The 15,837-nt window shown below is 69.1% G+C and carries 15 protein-coding genes; 11 read left to right on the top strand and 4 right to left on the bottom strand.

Annotated features, from left to right (window positions below):
* Positions 1–45: 45 nt before the first annotated feature.
* Positions 46–2,175: an ATP-dependent DNA helicase UvrD2 gene (locus ABN611_RS21345; protein ID WP_350273967.1), complete on the bottom strand. Its 2,130-nt coding sequence runs from the start codon at positions 2,173–2,175 to the stop codon at positions 46–48.
* A 100-nt stretch (positions 2,176–2,275) separates the two neighbouring features.
* On the opposite strand from ABN611_RS21345, the gene ABN611_RS21340 reads away from it, so the two are divergent.
* Both ABN611_RS21340 and ABN611_RS21335 read left to right on the top strand, forming a co-directional pair.
* Positions 2,276–2,515 (top strand): mycoredoxin, encoded by a 240-nt coding sequence (locus tag ABN611_RS21340; RefSeq protein WP_350273966.1) that lies wholly within the window; start codon positions 2,276–2,278, stop codon positions 2,513–2,515.
* 90 nt (positions 2,516–2,605) lie between these two features.
* On the top strand, positions 2,606–4,966 hold the full coding sequence (locus ABN611_RS21335) for a hypothetical protein (protein WP_350273965.1): 2,361 nt from the start codon (positions 2,606–2,608) through the stop codon (positions 4,964–4,966).
* On the opposite strand, the gene nudC is transcribed toward ABN611_RS21335, so the two are convergent.
* Positions 4,967–5,890, bottom strand: coding sequence for an NAD(+) diphosphatase (nudC, locus tag ABN611_RS21330; RefSeq protein WP_350273964.1), 924 nt, complete (start codon positions 5,888–5,890; stop codon positions 4,967–4,969). It lies immediately after the preceding gene.
* A gap of 39 nt (positions 5,891–5,929) precedes the next feature.
* Here nudC and deoD point away from each other — a divergent pair, with 39 nt between their 5' ends.
* Together deoD and ABN611_RS21320 are read left to right on the top strand one after the other, a co-directional pair.
* The gene (gene deoD, locus ABN611_RS21325; RefSeq protein ID WP_350273963.1) at positions 5,930–6,643 is read left to right on the top strand and encodes a purine-nucleoside phosphorylase; all 714 of its coding nucleotides are present in this window, start codon (positions 5,930–5,932) and stop codon (positions 6,641–6,643) included.
* A 194-nt stretch (positions 6,644–6,837) separates the two neighbouring features.
* Positions 6,838–7,215: a hypothetical protein gene (locus tag ABN611_RS21320; RefSeq protein WP_350273962.1), complete on the top strand. Its 378-nt coding sequence runs from the start codon at positions 6,838–6,840 to the stop codon at positions 7,213–7,215.
* A gap of 3 nt (positions 7,216–7,218) precedes the next feature.
* Here ABN611_RS21320 and ABN611_RS21315 read toward each other — a convergent pair whose 3' ends face one another.
* The gene (locus ABN611_RS21315; protein ID WP_350273961.1) at positions 7,219–7,854 is read right to left on the bottom strand and encodes a TetR/AcrR family transcriptional regulator; all 636 of its coding nucleotides are present in this window, start codon (positions 7,852–7,854) and stop codon (positions 7,219–7,221) included.
* Positions 7,855–8,018: 164 nt separating this feature from the next.
* On the opposite strand from ABN611_RS21315, the gene ABN611_RS21310 reads away from it, so the two are divergent.
* From ABN611_RS21310 to ABN611_RS21300, 3 genes are read left to right on the top strand one after another with little or no spacing between them, the layout of a single operon-like run.
* Positions 8,019–8,825 carry an SDR family oxidoreductase gene (locus ABN611_RS21310; RefSeq protein WP_350273960.1) on the top strand — a complete coding sequence of 269 codons (807 nt, stop codon included), beginning with the start codon at positions 8,019–8,021 and terminating at the stop codon, positions 8,823–8,825.
* Positions 8,825–9,949: a DUF5938 domain-containing protein gene (locus ABN611_RS21305; RefSeq protein WP_350273959.1), complete on the top strand. Its 1,125-nt coding sequence runs from the start codon at positions 8,825–8,827 to the stop codon at positions 9,947–9,949. The genes ABN611_RS21310 and ABN611_RS21305 overlap by 1 nt, the downstream gene beginning before the upstream one ends.
* A gap of 9 nt (positions 9,950–9,958) precedes the next feature.
* A complete protein-coding gene (locus ABN611_RS21300) occupies positions 9,959–11,524 on the top strand; it encodes a long-chain fatty acid--CoA ligase (protein ID WP_350273958.1) in 1,566 nt (521 codons plus the stop codon).
* On the opposite strand, the gene ABN611_RS21295 is transcribed toward ABN611_RS21300, so the two are convergent.
* The gene (locus tag ABN611_RS21295) at positions 11,510–12,178 is read right to left on the bottom strand and encodes a GPP34 family phosphoprotein (protein WP_350273957.1); all 669 of its coding nucleotides are present in this window, start codon (positions 12,176–12,178) and stop codon (positions 11,510–11,512) included. The two genes, ABN611_RS21300 and ABN611_RS21295, sit on opposite strands and share 15 nt — an antisense overlap.
* Positions 12,179–12,309: 131 nt before the next feature.
* On the opposite strand from ABN611_RS21295, the gene ABN611_RS21290 reads away from it, so the two are divergent.
* The 4 genes from ABN611_RS21290 (at position 12,310) to ABN611_RS21275 (ending at position 15,795) form a co-directional block, all read left to right on the top strand.
* Positions 12,310–12,897 (top strand): GNAT family N-acetyltransferase, encoded by a 588-nt coding sequence (locus ABN611_RS21290; protein ID WP_350273956.1) that lies wholly within the window; start codon positions 12,310–12,312, stop codon positions 12,895–12,897.
* Positions 12,897–14,606: an IucA/IucC family siderophore biosynthesis protein gene (locus ABN611_RS21285; RefSeq protein ID WP_350273955.1), complete on the top strand. Its 1,710-nt coding sequence runs from the start codon at positions 12,897–12,899 to the stop codon at positions 14,604–14,606. The genes ABN611_RS21290 and ABN611_RS21285 overlap by 1 nt, the downstream gene beginning before the upstream one ends.
* Before the next feature lie 39 nt (positions 14,607–14,645).
* Entirely contained in the window at positions 14,646–15,140 is a 495-nt protein-coding gene (locus tag ABN611_RS21280; protein ID WP_350273954.1) for a Uma2 family endonuclease, read from the top strand.
* Between the two features lie 109 nt (positions 15,141–15,249).
* Complete coding sequence (locus ABN611_RS21275; protein ID WP_350273953.1) at positions 15,250–15,795, top strand: Uma2 family endonuclease; 546 nt, start codon at positions 15,250–15,252, stop codon at positions 15,793–15,795.
* Positions 15,796–15,837: the final 42 nt, after the last annotated feature.

Below are 15,837 nucleotides of genomic sequence, written 5' to 3'. Positions count from 1 at the left end.
GCGCCCGGGTTCGCGTGCCTGGCAACAGGTTTGCCCGATCAGGCATCAGCGGGTGCAGAGGTTGAGGATGTGCTCGCCGTACTTGGTCAGCTTGGTGTGGCCGATGCCCGGGATCCGGCGCAGCTCCTGCGCGTCGCCGGGCCGGGTCTCGGCGATCGCGGTGAGCGTGGCGTCGGTCAGGATCACGAAGGCCGGGATCCGCTCGCTCTCCGCCTGCTCGGTGCGCCACTCGACGAGGGCGTCGTACAGCTTCTGGTCGATCGTGGACGGGCAGTCCTCGCAGCGGCCGAGCTTGCGCGCGCCCGGGTCGAGGAGCCCTTTGCCGCACACCCGGCACTTCGGGATCGGCCGGCCGGAGCGCGACGCCGCCCGGGACTCGGCCGACGGGCGCTCCCAGCCGACGTTCGACGAGGGGCTCCACTCGGAGCGCGCGCTCCGGACGCCGATCGGGTCGAGGAAGCGGGTCGGCCCGCGCTGGCCGCGGCCGCCCGGCGACCGGGACGTCGCCCAGCTGATGAACAACTGCTGCTTCGCCCGGGTCACGCCGACATAGAACAGCCGCCGCTCCTCCTCCACCTGCGCCGGCGTCTGGGCGTAGCTGATCGGCAGCGTCCCCTCGTGGGCGCCGACGATGAAGACGCACTCCCACTCCAGACCCTTCGCGGCGTGCAGCGTCGCCAGCGTGACGCCCTCCGCGAGCGGCGCGTGCTGGATCGAGGCGCGCCGGTCGAGCTCGGCCATCAGCTCGGGCAGCCGCGCCGTCGGGTGCTCGGCCGCGAAGTCCGCCGTCATCGTCACCAGCGCGCTCAGCGACTCCCAGCGGTCCCGCACCGCACCGGTCCCGGTCGGCGGCTCCGCCGTCCAGCCCGCACCGGCCAGCACCGCGGTCACGGTCGACACCAGGTCGTCCGACACCTCGCCCGCCTTGACCTGCCCGCGCAGCAGTACGGCGGCCTGCCGGATCTCGGCCCGCTCGAAGAACCGCTCCGCCCCCTTGAGCACGGTCGGGATCTTCCGCTCGGCCAGCGCCTGCTCGAAGTTCTCCGACTGGGCGTTGGTCCGGAACAGTACGGCGATGTCGCGCAGCGGCACGCCTTCGTCCTTGAGCCGTACGACGGCCCGCGCCACCGCGTCCGCCTCCGCGACCTCGTCGGAGTACTCGCGATAGACCGGAACCGGGCCCGACTCCTTCTGGGACCGCAGCGTGACCCGGCCGGGCAGTCCGGTCGGACCGGCCGCGTCGAGGATCTTGTTCGCCACGTCGACGATCTGCGGCGTGGACCGGTAGTCGCGGACCAGCTTGATCACGGTGGCCGACGGATGCCGGGACGCGAACCGCACCAGGTTCTCCGGCTCGGCGCCGGCCCAGGAGTAGATGGTCTGCGCCGGGTCGCCGACCACGCAGACGTCCTCGCGGCCGCCCAGCCACAGGTCTAGCAGGCTCTGCTGCAGCGGCGAGACGTCCTGGTACTCGTCCACGACGAACGTCCGGTACTGCCGCCGGATCTCTGCCGCGACCCGCTCGTCCTCCGCGAGCAGCGCGACCGCGCAGAGCAGCACGTCCTCGAGGTCGATCCGCCCGCGCTCCAGCTTCACGTCCTCGTACGCCGCGAAGATCCGCGCGATCGTCGGCGCGTCGAACGCGGCCAGGGCCCGCCCGGAGCGCGGCGCCAGCTTCGCGTAGTCGTCCGGCCGGACGTTGCTGACCTTCGCCCACTCGACCTCGCCGGCCAGGTCGCGCAGCGCGGGCGTGTCCACCCGGACCCGGCAGCGGGAGGCTGCCTCGGTCAGCAGCGGGAACTTCCGGTCCGCGATCGGCGGCAGCTCCCCGCCGTACACCTTCGGCCAGAAGAACCGGGCCTGCCGGAGCGCGGCGGAGTGGAACGTGCGGGCCTGGACGCCCTGGACGCCGAGCTGCGCGAGCCGCCCGCGCATCTCGCCGGCCGCCCGCTGGGTGAACGTCACCGCGAGCACGCGGACGGGGTCGAACGTCCCGGTGCGGACGCCGTACGCGATCCGGTGGGTGATGGCCCGGGTCTTCCCGGTCCCCGCGCCGGCCATCACCACGACCGGGCCGTGCAACGCGGTCGCGACCGCCCGCTGCTCCGGGTCGAGCGCCTCCAGGAGGTCGTCGGCCGAGGCCGGTCGTGTGAAGTCGCTCACGGGCTGGGTCATGCGGGAACAGCACCACCTGCGGCATGGTTCGGATACGTCGAAGGCCACCCTAGACGGGCGGCCCGACAAAACCCCTCCCAAGTCCCAAGGAGACAGCCCGATGGCTGCTTTCACGATGTACTCGACCCCCTGGTGCGGCTACTGCCACCGGCTCAAGGGCCAACTGAAGCGCGCCGGCATCGAGTTCACCGAGGTCGACATCGAGCAGGTCCCGGAGGCCGCCAAGCTGGTCGAGAAGATCAACAACGGCAACCAGACGGTGCCGACCGTGGTCTTCGCCGACGGCACCGCGATGACCAACCCGTCGCTCGCCCAGGTCGCGGAGAAGCTGGCGGCGTAACCCCCGGCTCAGGTCATACCGCCTGAGTTATGGACTTTACGGTCATGGCCGTTATACCTTGCGATGAACGCCGTCGCAGGGAGTCCGCCCATGTTCTCGCGCCGTTCATTCCGCCGTGCCCTGATCACGTTCACCGCCGTGCTCGGCCTGCTCGCCACGAGCGGCCTGCCCGCGTCGGCGGCCCCGCCGGGCGACCTGCCTGATCCGTTCCCGTCGGAGAACTGGCCGCTCGGCACGCCTACGAAGCCGTTCGCGCCGAGCGCCGAGGTCATCAAGGACCTCGGTTCGCCGGTCAGCTCGCTGACGATCATGGAGGGCGCGGTCGGCCGCACCCCTGACGGCCGCGACGTCGTGTACGCCGTACCGGCAGGCGAAAACGCTCGTTTGAACGTCGTCGACCTGCACAGCCGGCAGCTGATCCGCACCGTGCCGCTGCAAGGCGCCGCGGGCGGCTGGGCGATCGTCGTCACGCCGAACGGAGACGTCTACCTCGGTACGTACGCGAACGCGCACCTCTACCGCTACAGCCCGGTCACGGGTGAGGTGACCGACCTGGGTCAGCCCATCCCCGGGCAGTCCCAGATCTACGGCCTCACGTCCGACCCGGCCGGCAACGTGTACGCCGGTACGTATCCGAACGCGCACGCGTTCAAGTACGACCCCTCGACCGGTCAGGTCACCGACTACGGCTCGCTGGACCCGGTGCAGCAGTACGCGCGCTCCACCGTCTACGACCCCGACCACAACAAACTGTTCGTCGGCGTCTCCACACCGAACGCCCGGCTGCTCCGCATCGACCCGGAGACCAAGGCGGTCGAGGACATCACTCCCCCGGGTACGACGGCCAAGGACTTCATCGACCTGGACTACGCGGGCGGGAAGATCTTCGCGAACGCCAGCAGCCGCCTGGTCGTGGTGGACGCGGTCACGGGTGAGCAAGTCAAGTACACCGACGCGACCACCGGCCAGCTGGTGATGGACTACCCGATCGCTGCCCGTGGTGTGTCACCAGCAGGACCAGGTGGCGTGTACTTCACCAACAACACCCTGTCCCTCACGCACTACGACCTTGAGACCAACACGGTCGGTCCGGTGTCGCCCCCGCGCACAGTGACCCGCGGTGCCTCCATCGGCTACGGCTGGGTGACCGAGAACGGCCAGCAGGTGCTGTACGGCTTGGCCGGTAACTACTCCGGTGGCACGTTCCGCTACAACCCGGCGGACGGGACACTCGCGCAGTGGAGCTCACCGTTCCAGTACGTACCCTCGCCGCTCATGCACACGCTGGCCGATCCCGCGACCGGCAAGGTGTTCGTCAACGTCTACCTGAACGGCTCCACCGCCATCTACGACCCGGCCACCGGCAAGTCCACGGTCACCACCCGGCAGGGACAGGTGGAGGGCTGGGCGTGGGACGGCAGCACCGGCAAGATGTACGTCGGCATCTACCCGTACGGCCGGCTCTCACTCTGGGACCCGAGGCTCCCGGACAGCCCGACCAACCCGAAGGAACTGTTCAGCCTGGTCGACAGCGACCACCAGAACAGGCCCGTGGCCGTGGTCCCCGCCGGCAACCGCGTGTACGTCGGCACGACACCGGCGTACGGCGAGTACGGCGGCGCGCTGACCGTGTACGACGTACCGACCGGCAGCCACACCGTCTACCGGAACCTGGTGGCCGACCAGACGATCGCCTCCGCACTGCCGCACGGCGACAACGTCTGGGTCGGCTCCAGCATCGAGGGCGGCCAGGGTACCGAGCCGATCGCCACCGAGGGCCACCTGGTGAAGGTGGACCCGGCAACGGGACAGGTCCTCGCGGACGTCGTACCGGTGCCGGGCGCGGCCAGCGTCAACGAGCTGACCATCGGACCGGACGGCAACATCTGGGGTCTGGCCGACGGCATCGTGTTCGCCGCCGACCCGGACACCGGCGAGGTACTGCGTCTGCTGCCGGTGTTCAGCGGCTACACCGGCTCACAGGACGGCGCACTCTCCTGGCGCGACGGCTACCTGTACGGCGTGACAGGTGGCCGCCTGTTCGAGCTGGACGTCCTCAGCGGCCACACGACCGTACTGCGCAACCGCGGCCTCAACCGCCTCACGCAGACGCCCAACGGCACCTACTACACGCTGCTGCGGCCGGACGGCTACATCAACCCGACCAACCTGGCGTCGTACACGCCGCCCGTCGACCCCTGTCCGCAGTCCGACGTCCGGCCGACGGTGTGGACCGGCAACATCGACAGCCACGTACAGAACCGCTTCCTGGAGTACGGCTGCACGCTGACCGACGTACTACCGGACGCCGAGGCCGACTGGCCGAGCCACAGCGCGTACGTCGAGGCGGTCAACCGCAAGGTCCGTGAGCTCGAACGGGCCGGCTCGATCGAACGCTGGGAGGGCGTACTGATCAGGATCGCCGCGGCTCGCTCCGACGTGGGCCGGTGATCACCAGCTCCCGCTGAGACTGTCGCCGTACCAGCCTTCGATCAGGCGGCGGGAGATCGAGATCGCACCCGGGAGGGCCATCGTGCCGGCTTCGACCAGCACACGGAGGTCCTCCCGGGTGAACCATTTCGCCTCGGCGATCTCGTCCTGGTCCACGTCGATGTCGAAGCTCGTCGCCTTCGCGTAGAACCCCAGCATCAGGCTGGCGGGCAGCGGCCATGGCTGGCTGCCGGCGTACTCGATCTCGGAGCCGACGATCACCCCGGTCTCCTCGAGGACCTCACGCCGTACGGCGGCCTCCAGCGACTCCCCCGGTTCCACGAAGCCGGCCAGCGTGGAGTACCGGCCGACGGGCCAGGCCTCGTTGCGGCCGAGCAGCGCGCGGTCCTGGTCGTCGGTGACCAGCACGATGATCGCCGGGTCGCTGCGCGGGAAGTGCGACAGCCCGCACGCCGGGCAGCGCCGGACGTGCCCGGCCTCCACCACCTCGGTGTGCTCGCCGCAGTTCGCGCAGTGGGTGTGCACGCCGTGCCAGTTGGACAGGCCGATCACGTGCACCGCGATGCCGGCCTCGCGGTCGTTCAGGACCGCGCCGAGCTCGCGCAGGCCGCCGTACGACTCGTCGGCCTCACCGTCGAGCAGGACGCCGAAGACCGCGCGGCCCTCGGCGGTCATCCCTGCTCCGGACTCCCGGTCGATGCCGAGGAAGACGCGCACACCCTCCGGGGCCTCGGACGGCGGCACGAAACGCAGCGCGTCGCGGTCGCCGGTCACCTGGATCTTGTCCCCGATCACCGCGACCACCTGGGTCTCGGGGGCGGCCCACGCCTTCTCGAGCCAGTCGTCGTCGCGTCGGCGATCGGCGGCGCGGTCGAGGACGGACCGGGACAGGGCTAGCGAACCGGGTGCGATGGAGTAGGCCACGTGACTCAACATATCCCGGGCCCGTGAGAGCATCCCGGCATGAGTATTCACATCGCCGCCGAGAAGGGGCAGATCGCACCGCGGGTGCTGTTCCCGGGGGACCCGCTGCGGGCCAAGTGGATCGCGGAGACCTACCTGTCGGACGTGACCTGCTACACCGAGATCCGCAACATGTTCGGGTTCACCGGCACCTACAAGGGTGAGCGCATCTCCGTCCAGGGCTCCGGGATGGGCCAGCCGTCCGCCTCGATCTACGCGAACGAACTCTTCGAGGAGTACGACGTCCAGACCCTGATCCGGGTCGGCACCTGCGGCGCGCTCACCGAGGCGGTGCGGGTCCGCGACGTGATCGTGGCGATGTCCGCGAGCACCGACTCGCAGATGAACCGGCTGCGCTTCCACGGCATCGACTACGCGCCGACCGCCGACTACCGGCTGCTGCGCGCGGCGGTGGACGCGGCCGAGGCGGCCGGGCTGAACGTGCACGTCGGCCAGGTGTTCTCCGGCGACCTGTTCTACAACGACCGCCCGGACCTGGTCTCGCGGACCGCGGAGTACGGCGTGCTCGGCATCGAGATGGAGGCCGCGGCGCTCTACACGCTGGCGGCGAAGTTCGGCCGCCGCGCGCTCGGCATCATGACGGTGTCGGACCACCTGATCACGCACGAGGTGACCAGCGCGGAGGAGCGGCAGACGACGTTCTCCGAGATGATCACGATCGCCCTCGACGCCGCGATCGAGGTGCCGGTCTGAACCGCCGGTCCGGCGTCGGCCTGCTGGCCGGCGCCGCGCTGCTGCTCGTCACGGCTTGCTCGGGCTCGTCGGACGACACAAGCCCCAGCCCCAGCGCGAGCAGCAGCACAAGTACGTCGGCCACGCCGACAGCCGGCGCCTCCACGTCGGCGAGCCCGGAGCAGACGCTGCCGGATCTGACGGCCGCACAGGTCGTGGCCGCGTTCGCTGCCAAGAAGTACGAATGCAGCACCGACGAGGCCTACGAGACCTGCAGCAGCGGCCTGCGGTCGGTGCAGGTCCTGATCGGCAAGCACCCGCGCCCGCCGGTGATCTCGCTGCAGGCAGCCGGACCGGCGACCGAGTCCACGACCCGGCTGACCGAGTTCGTACCGGAGGCGCTGGAGCTGGCGCACGTGAACCCGCGCGACCAGATCACCGCCTGGCTGAAGCAGCATGTCGACAAGCCGGCCGCGAAGACCACCATCGGCGACTGGAACGTCGAGTACTCGACGGAGGTCGACACCGAGGCGCCGGGCGCGATCCTCACGCTCACCGACACGCTCTGCAAGGCGAACTGCGGAGCGGAGTAGGTACTAGGCCGAGACCAATTTGGGGAGGACCTGCTTGATCCGGTCGGCAAGCAGGTCCGGTGTCTTCTCCGGGTCCGCCCCGTAGCCGACCACGGCCTGCTCGAACAGGCCGTCCAGCAGTGCGTACGCCGTCGGCGCGTCGACGGACGGCGCCGTCCCGGTGAGTTCGGCGTACCGCAGCAGGATGCGCCAGATCATCTCCTCGAGCAGCTTGTCGATCGCTGCCACGTCCGCGCGGAGCTGGTCCTCGAACATGCTCTGCGCCCGCAGGTCGTACCAGAGCTTGTGCATCGGGGTCTCCTCGACCAGCGTCTGGGTCATCTTGCCCAGGAAGCCGGTCGCGAGGTCCTCCGCGGACGCCGCGGTCTCGACGACCTCGTCGTACCGCCGGGCGCACTTGGTCTTGTAGTAGCGCACGCAGTAGCTGATCAGGTCGATCTTGTCGCGGAAGTAGTAGTGCACGACGCCGTGCGTGAACTCGGAGTTGTTGGCGATCTCGCGCAGGCTGGTCCGCGCGTACCCGAGCTCGCCGAGCGTCTTCAGCGCGGACTCCGCGAGCGCGACCCGGCGGCGCTCGATCTTGTCGATCCCGGAGACGCGGGCAGGCTGCTCCTCGGCCGCGGACGCCACAGCACTCACCCACTCTCCGGATCGAGACCTGTCGGTTGCGTCAGAGTACCCCGCCCCGGGCCAGGCGCGTCCCGGTGCGGGGAGTTTTCTTGACAAGTGTCAAACAAAGTCTTGACGAGTGTCAAAAGTCGGGACCACAGTGTGAACAACCCGTACGAGCAAAGGAGCTTCCGATGGGTTCACTCGATCTCTCCGGCCGCAAGGCCCTGGTCACCGGCGGCGCGCAGGGTCTCGGCGAAGGGATGGCCAAGGCACTCGCCGCGGCCGGCGCCAAAGTGGTGGTCAGCGACATCCAGAAGGACGCGGGCGCGGCGGTCGCCGACGCCCTCGACGCGACGTACGGCGCGGGCAACGGGTTCGTCGCCCACGACATCACCGACGACGGCGACTGGGAGAACGCGGTCGTCGCCGCCAACGACATCCTCGGCGGACTGGACATCCTGGTGAACAACGCGGGGGTGGAGATCACCAGCCTGCTCACCGAGGTCACCGCGGACCAGATCCGCAAGATGCTCGAGGTCAACGTGCTCGGCACCACGCTCGGCATCAAGTGGGGCCTGCGGACGATGCGGCCCGACGGCCTCGCGGGTCAGGGCGGCTCGATCGTCAACGTGGCGTCGGTCGCCGCGACCATCGCGTTCCCCGGCATCGCGGTGTACTCCGCGACCAAGTCCGCGGTCGACCGGCTCACCCGGGTCGCGGCGATGGAGTCCGGCAAGCTCGGGTACGGCGTCCGCGTCAACTGCATCTACCCGGGCCTGGTGCCGACCGCGATGGGCGCCGGCCTGGCGAACGACGTGGCACAGCTCGGCCTGTTCGAGTCGCCGGAGGCCGCGGTCGCCGCGGTGGTCGGACTGACACCGGCCGGGCGACTCGGCGAGGTCTCCGACATGGCCGACGCCGTCGTCTTCCTCGCGTCGGACGAGTCCCGCTTCATCACCGGAATCGGCCTCCCGGTCGACGGCGGAATGGGGATGTGATGGCGACCAAGCCTGTCGTTGTCTACGGAGCCTCCGGCTACACCGGGCGGCTGGTGTGTGAGTACCTGCGGCATTACCACGTGCCGTTCGTCGCGGCCGGCCGGAGCGAGGAGAAGCTGAAGGCGTCCATGGACGCCAACGTGCCCGGGATCGAGACGGCCGACTACGAGATCGCCGCCGTCGACCATGACGTGGCATCGCTGACAGAGCTGTTCACCGGCGCGTCCGTCGTACTCAACACGGTCGGGCCGTTCAGTGAGCTCGGCCCTGCCGCTGTCGAAGCAGCACTGGCCGCGGGTGCGCACTACACCGACACCACCGGCGAGCAGGACTGGCTGATCACCTGCGACGAGAAGTACGGCGCACAGTTCGCCGAAGCGGGCCTACTGCTCGCGCCCGGCATCGCGCAGATGTACACCACTGGTGAGATCGCTGCGCAGCTGTGCCTGGAGGAGCCCGGGCTGGACACGCTGGACATCGCAGTGTTCTGGGGCGGCAGTCCGACCATCGCCTCGACCCGCACGATCCTGGTGAACGCTGCGACGTCGAAAGCGCACTACCTGGACCAGAACGCGTACGTCGAGTTCCCGGAGCAGGGTCTCGTTCCACTCGTCGTACCCGGGCAGCACGAGCTGGCGCTGTCGCTGCCCTGGGGCGGCACGTCCCACCCGGTCTGGTTCAAGCGGGATCCGCGGGTGGCGAACTGCAAGGCCCAGGGCGGGGTGTTCAACGCTGCGCTGATGAACGGCGTCCCGCAGATCGTCGCGGCCGCACTGGAAGCCACCAAGGACATGTCGCCCGACGACCGCAACACCGCTCTCACCGAAACAGCGCGGCAGGTGATGGACCAGATGCCGCCCCGCGAGAACCCGCGCGTCAACAAGTCGCTGGACTCGGTGCACGCGTCCGGACCGCTCGGCCGGGCGCACTGCGTCATCCACGGCAACAGCAACTACCAGCAGACCGGTCTGCTCCAGGCGTACGCGGCGTACTCGCTGCTGCAGACGCCGCCGAAGCGGGTCGGTTTCGCCAGTGGATGCCAGGCGTTCGGGCACCGGGAACTGCTCGGCGTACTGCGGGGCTTCGGACTGGTGTCCGAGCCACAGCTGACCGTGCAGCGCTAGGAGCCTGTCGTGCGACTGGTCGACTACCTGGACAAGGGCGCATCGCTCGCGCCGGACGCCGCCTGCCTCACCACGGACGGCGAGACGCTGACGTACGCCGACGTACAGCAGCTCTCGTACCGCATCGCGGGTGCGCTGGCGGCGACCGGCGTCCGGCCGGGTGGCAAGGTCGCGATCCTGTCCGCGAACGACCCGGTGGCGTTCAGTTGCGTGTTCGGGATCAGCCGCGCCGGCGCGATCTGGTGCCCGGTCAACCCGCGCAACGAGGCCGCGGAGAACCGCGAGCTGCTCGACCAGTTCGACTGCGAAGTACTCATCTACCAGGCGGCGTTCGCGCCGCTGGTGGACCGCATCCGGGACTCACTGCCGAAGATCCACACCTTCGTGTGTCTGGACGGTGAGCCCTCCGACTCCGGCCAAGACCCCCACCCCAGCGGCCGGAGAACTGTCGGCTGGGACACGTTCTCTGGCGGCGTGTCCCAGCCGGCACCCGATCTGACCGACCCGGGCGACCTGGCGATGATCGTCGGCACCGGCGGTACGACGGGACGCCCGAAAGGAGTGATGCTCGGCAACGGCAACCTGGAGACGATGACCGCGCTGACGCTGATGGGGTACCCGTTCGGCGAGCGGCCGGTCTACCTGGCGCTGGCGCCGCTCACGCACGCGGCCGGCGTACTGTGCTTCCCGGTGCTCGCGTGCGGCGGCGAGATCGTCATCATGCGCGCGCCCGACGTCCACGCCTTCCTGGAACTCATACCGCGACACGGGGTGACGCACACGTTCCTGCCGCCGACGCTGATCTACATGGTGCTGGCGGCGCCGGAGCTCGACTCCACGGACCTGTCGTCGTTGCGGTGTTTCTGGTACGGCGCCGCGCCCATGTCCGTCGCCCGGCTCGAGGAGGCGCTGCGCCGGATCGGCCCGGTGATGGCCCAGCTGTTCGGGCAGACCGAGGCGCCGATGATGATCTCGATGTTGCCGCCCGCCGCACACTTCGATGCCGGCGGCAACATCGCCCGGGGACGGCTGTCATCCGCGGGACGGCCGTCCCCCCTCGTCACGGTGGCGATCATGGGCGCGGACGGCACGCTGCTGCCGCACGGCGAGCGCGGCGAGATCGTGGTCCGCGGATCGCTGGTGATGAAGGGGTACTACGGCGATCCCGAGGCGACCGCGGCCGCGTCGGCGTACGGCTGGCACCACACCGGCGACATCGGCTACCTGGACGACGACAACTACCTGTACATCGTCGACCGGGCGAAGGACATGATCATCACCGGCGGCTTCAACGTGTACTCCACCGAGGTCGAGCAGGCGCTGATGGCCCACGCCGCCGTCCAGGACTGCGCGGTGATCGGCCTGCCCGACGAAAAGTGGGGCGAGCGGGTGGTGGCCGTCGTACAGCTCCAGCCCGGCAGTGCCGTCGAGCCGGACGAGCTGATCGCGTTCGCGAAGGCGCGGATCGGCAGCGTGAAGGCGCCCAAGGAGGTGCTCGTCTGGCCCGACCTGCCGCGCTCCAAGGTCGGCAAGGTGGTCAAGCCGGACATCAAGGCCCGACTAGCTACCGGCTGACGCTGCTGCCGTCGAGACGACGATCGCGGTGGTCACGGCGGCCTGCATCTCGGCCACAGCCTTCTTCACCGCCTCCGCGGCCCAGTCGGACTCGGCGATCTCCTTCGCGCGCTGTTTCAGCGCGCGCTTGTCGACCGCGTCCGTGACGACCTTCGGTACGGCGTTCAGCGCACTGAGCAGCGCGATCAACGCACCGGTCCGCTCGTCCGGCGCCAGGCCCTGGATCAGCACGCCGGTCAGCCGCGTACGGACCTCCTGCTCGTGCCGCGCGTCCCGCGCCGGCCAGCGGGTCACCGGGAACAGCCCGAGCACCTTGCCCTGGTCCGCCTGCAGGATGCCCCGCTCCGCCAGCCTCGCGAGCAACTGGTCGCGCAGGTGCTTGGAGAGCTTGCCGAGCTGGTCCTTCGGCTTCTTCCCCGGCTTGCCGACGACGTACGCCAGCCGCTCGTCCAGGATCGGGTCCCCGGTCGGAGCGCCGTCCAGCACCTCGAGGCGGCCCGGCTTGCCCTCGGTCGTGATGTCCAGCTTCCGCTGCATCGTCAGCTCGATCAGCACCGCACCGGCCAGCGCGTAGTCCAGCCCGGGCGACCCGGCGATCGGCTTCCCGGTCGCGTCGTCGTACAGGAGCAGCAGCAGGTCCTCGGCGATCAGCATGGCACCAACCTAGGCAGGACGGGTCGCGGGGCACATCCGCCGCGCGAGCTACTTCACAAGTCATCCCCATGGAGTCTCTAGTAAGGTAAGCCTTAGCTAACAGGCCGCCCAGCTGAAAGCAGACCTCCGCCATGACCAGAGCAGTGCCCGAGCCGACGTACCGGCGGTTCGCCCCCGGAATCGGCACCCTCGCCCTCCGGCCGTTCGACCTGACCGAGGACGTCACGACCCTGCACAGCTGGGTCACCCGGCCGTACGCGCGGTACTGGGGGTTGCTCGACGCCTCGGTCGCCGACGTACACGCCGAGTACCTGCGGATCGAGCGGAGCGCGCACCACCACGCCTTCCTCGGCGAGCACGACGGGCGGCCGGCGTTCCTGATGGAGCGCTACGAGCCGGCGTCCGACGCCGTCGGGCAGACGTTCGACGTGGCGCCGGGCGACGTCGGTATGCACGTGCTGGTCGGGCCGCCGGACACGCCCGTCCCTGGGTTCACGGCGGCGGTGTTCGAGATGATCATGGACTACCTGTTCAGCGATCCGCTGGTGGACCGGGTGGTTGTCGAGCCCGACGTCCGGAACCTGAAGATCCAGGCGCTCAACGAGCGGATGGGGTTCCGCAAGCACAGCGTCGTACAGCTGCCGGACAAGCAGGCCTGGTTGAGCTTCTGCACCCGTGACCAGTACGCCGACGCGCTCCGGATGAACGAGGCGGGCTGATGAATCCTGAGACCTGGGCCGTCGTCAACCAGGCGCTGGTGCGCAAGGCGCTGGCGGAGTTCACCCACGAGCGGATCCTCGAGCCGGTCGAGGTCGGCGACCGGTACGCCGTCGGCCGGTGGGGCTTCGCGGCGCGGCGGTATCCGCTGAACCACTGGGAGGTCTCCGACGTCGTGCGGGACGACGGCGGGCCGGTGGACGCGCTGGAGTTCGTCACCGAGTTCCACGAGCAGCTCGGGATCGGGCGCGAGATGCTGCCGGTGTACCTGGAGGAGATCAGCAGCACGCTGGCGTCGGCGGCGTACAAGCTGTCGAAGCCGGACCTGACCGCGGCGGAACTGGTCGACGCGGACTTCCAGACCGTCGAGGCCGCGATGACGGAGGGGCATCCGTGTTTCGTCGCGAACAACGGGCGGCTCGGGTTCGGGCTCACGGACTACCTCGCGTACGCGCCGGAGACGGGCGCGGGCGTGCGGCTGACGTGGATCGCGACGCGGCGGGACCGGACGACGATCTCGCACAGTTCGTCGTTGACGTACGACGAGTTGCTGCGGTCCGAGCTGGGCGACGAGGTGCTGGAGCGCTTCGCCGCCGAGATCGTTGCCGTGGGCGCCGATCCGGCGGAGTACGTGTACCTGCCGGTGCATCCGTGGCAGTGGGACAACAAGACCTCGATCACGTTCGCCGCCGACATCGCCCAGCGGCACATCATCCACGTCGGGTCGACCGACGACGTCTATCAGCCGCAGCAGTCGATCCGGACGTTCTTCAACCGGTCGGAGCCGTCGCGGTGCTACGTCAAGACCGCGCTCTCGGTGCTGAACATGGGCTTCATGCGCGGGCTGTCACCGTCGTACATGGCCGCGACGCCGGCGATCAACGACTGGGTGCACTCGGTCGTGGAGAACGACGTAGTACTGAAGCGGTACGGGTTCTCGGTACTGCGGGAGATCGCCGCGGCCGGGTACCACAACCGCTACTACGAGAACGCGACCGACAAGACGTCGCCGTACCGGAAGATGCTGTCGGCGCTGTGGCGGGAGAGCCCGGTGCCGTCGCTGGAGCCCGGTGAGCGACTGGCGACAATGGCGTCGCTGCTGCACGTCGACCGGCACGGCTCGTCGCTGGCCGTGGCGCTGGTGCGGGCGTCGGGGCTGGCGCCGGCGGACTGGCTGCGGGCGTACGTCGACGCTTACCTGATCCCGTTGGTGCACAGCTTCTACGCGTACGAGTTGGTGTACATGCCGCACGGGGAGAACCTGATCCTGGTGCTGCGGGACGCGATCCCGATCCGGGTGATCATGAAGGACATCGCGGAGGAGATCGCGGTGCTGAGCCCGTCGACGCCGGTACCGGCCGAGGCGGAGCGGGTGCGGGCCGACGTACCGGAGGACGAGAAGCTGCTGTCGATCTTCACCGACGTGTTCGACTGCATCTTCCGGTTCCTGTCGCCGCTGCTGGATCGGGAAGGGCTGTTGACGCCGGCGGAGTTCTGGGCGGTGGTGGCTTCGTCGGTCCGCGACTACCAGGCGGCGACGCCCGAGTTGGCGGAGGCGTTCGCTCGGTACGACCTTTTCGCTCCGGAGTTCGCCCTGTCGTGCCTGAACCGGCTGCAGCTCCGCAACAACCAGCAGATGGTCGACCTCACCGACGTCGCCGGCTCCCTCCAGTTCGCCGGCACCCTGGAGAATCCCCTTGCCTGTGGATAACCTCCGCGCCGGTACGCCGACATCGGTCACGCTGGCCTGGTGCCCACAGCAGAAGCCACCCGCCACTACGAGATAGCCAACGGCCGCCTCCTCATCACCGGCCCGCAACCACCCGCCCACCACGCGGCGGTGGTCGCCCTGATGGTGACGCTGAAACAGGCCTGCCCACCAGACCTCCTCGTCTCGGTCGGCTCCCTGAACTTCCGCCCGACCCTGACCACGTCCCTCCGCCCCGATCTCCTCGTCTGCCACCGCACCGCCGCCGACGCCCAGCTCCTGACCACACCCCCACTCCTCGCCGTCGAGGTCCTCTCCCCCACCACCCACACCACGGACATAGTCCTCAAACGCACCCTCTACGAAACCCACCACATCCCGTCGTACTGGCTCTTCGACCCCGACACCCAAGAACTCACAGTCCTGCACCTAACCCCCACCGGCTACACCTGCCAAGCCGTCATCCAGGCCGAAGAACCCTTCCACGCCACACACCCGTTTCCTCTATCCCTTTCACCGGCGGATCTCACTAAATGAGACGTATCCCGGGGCATCCAAGGGCATCCAGGGGCAGATCGACGAAACGGCACAGACCACCCGCCGAGCGCCGCCATGCTGGTTGTGTGATCGAGAAGGAGGCACCACGATGGTGTACGTGGAAACAGTTGAGCCGGGTCATTTCACGCTGGCTGATCTCGAAACGCTTCCCGACGACGGGAACCGCTACGAGGTGGTCGACGGGATGCTGCTCGTGACACCCGCGCCCTTGCCGATCCATCAGACCGCAGTGCTCGAGCTCGCGGTTGCACTGCGAGAACGCTGCCCGGAGGATCTGAAGGTCTTCGTCGCGCCGGTGGACTTCCGACCGACGCCGACACGCTCGGTGCAGCCGGACGTGCTCGTCTGTCACCGGAGGCACGTCGGGGAGCGGACGATCGAGAAGCCACTGGTGCTCGCAGTCGAGGTTCTGTCGCAGTCGACGAGCCTGGCGGACCGTGTTCTCAAGCGGCGCTTGTACGAGCAGGCCGGCGTTGCGTCGTACTGGATCTTCGACCCGGCCAAAGAAGAGCTCACCGTGCTCGAGCTCGACGGCGACACCTACGTCGAGCGGGCAGTTGTCATCGGCAAGGATTCCTTCGAGGCTGAGCTGCCGTTCCCGGTGCGGATCATTCCGGGCGATCTCGTCGTCTGACGAACCCGCTCGCAAGTCTGTGGGCTGGGGATGCCCGATCTG

Origin of the sequence: Kribbella sp. HUAS MG21 (assembly GCF_040254265.1) — a bacterium.
Classification (GTDB): Bacteria; Actinomycetota; Actinomycetes; order Propionibacteriales; family Kribbellaceae; genus Kribbella.
Note: the sequence above shows the minus strand (reverse complement) of the source record. Positions and strands in the feature narration are given on the sequence as shown.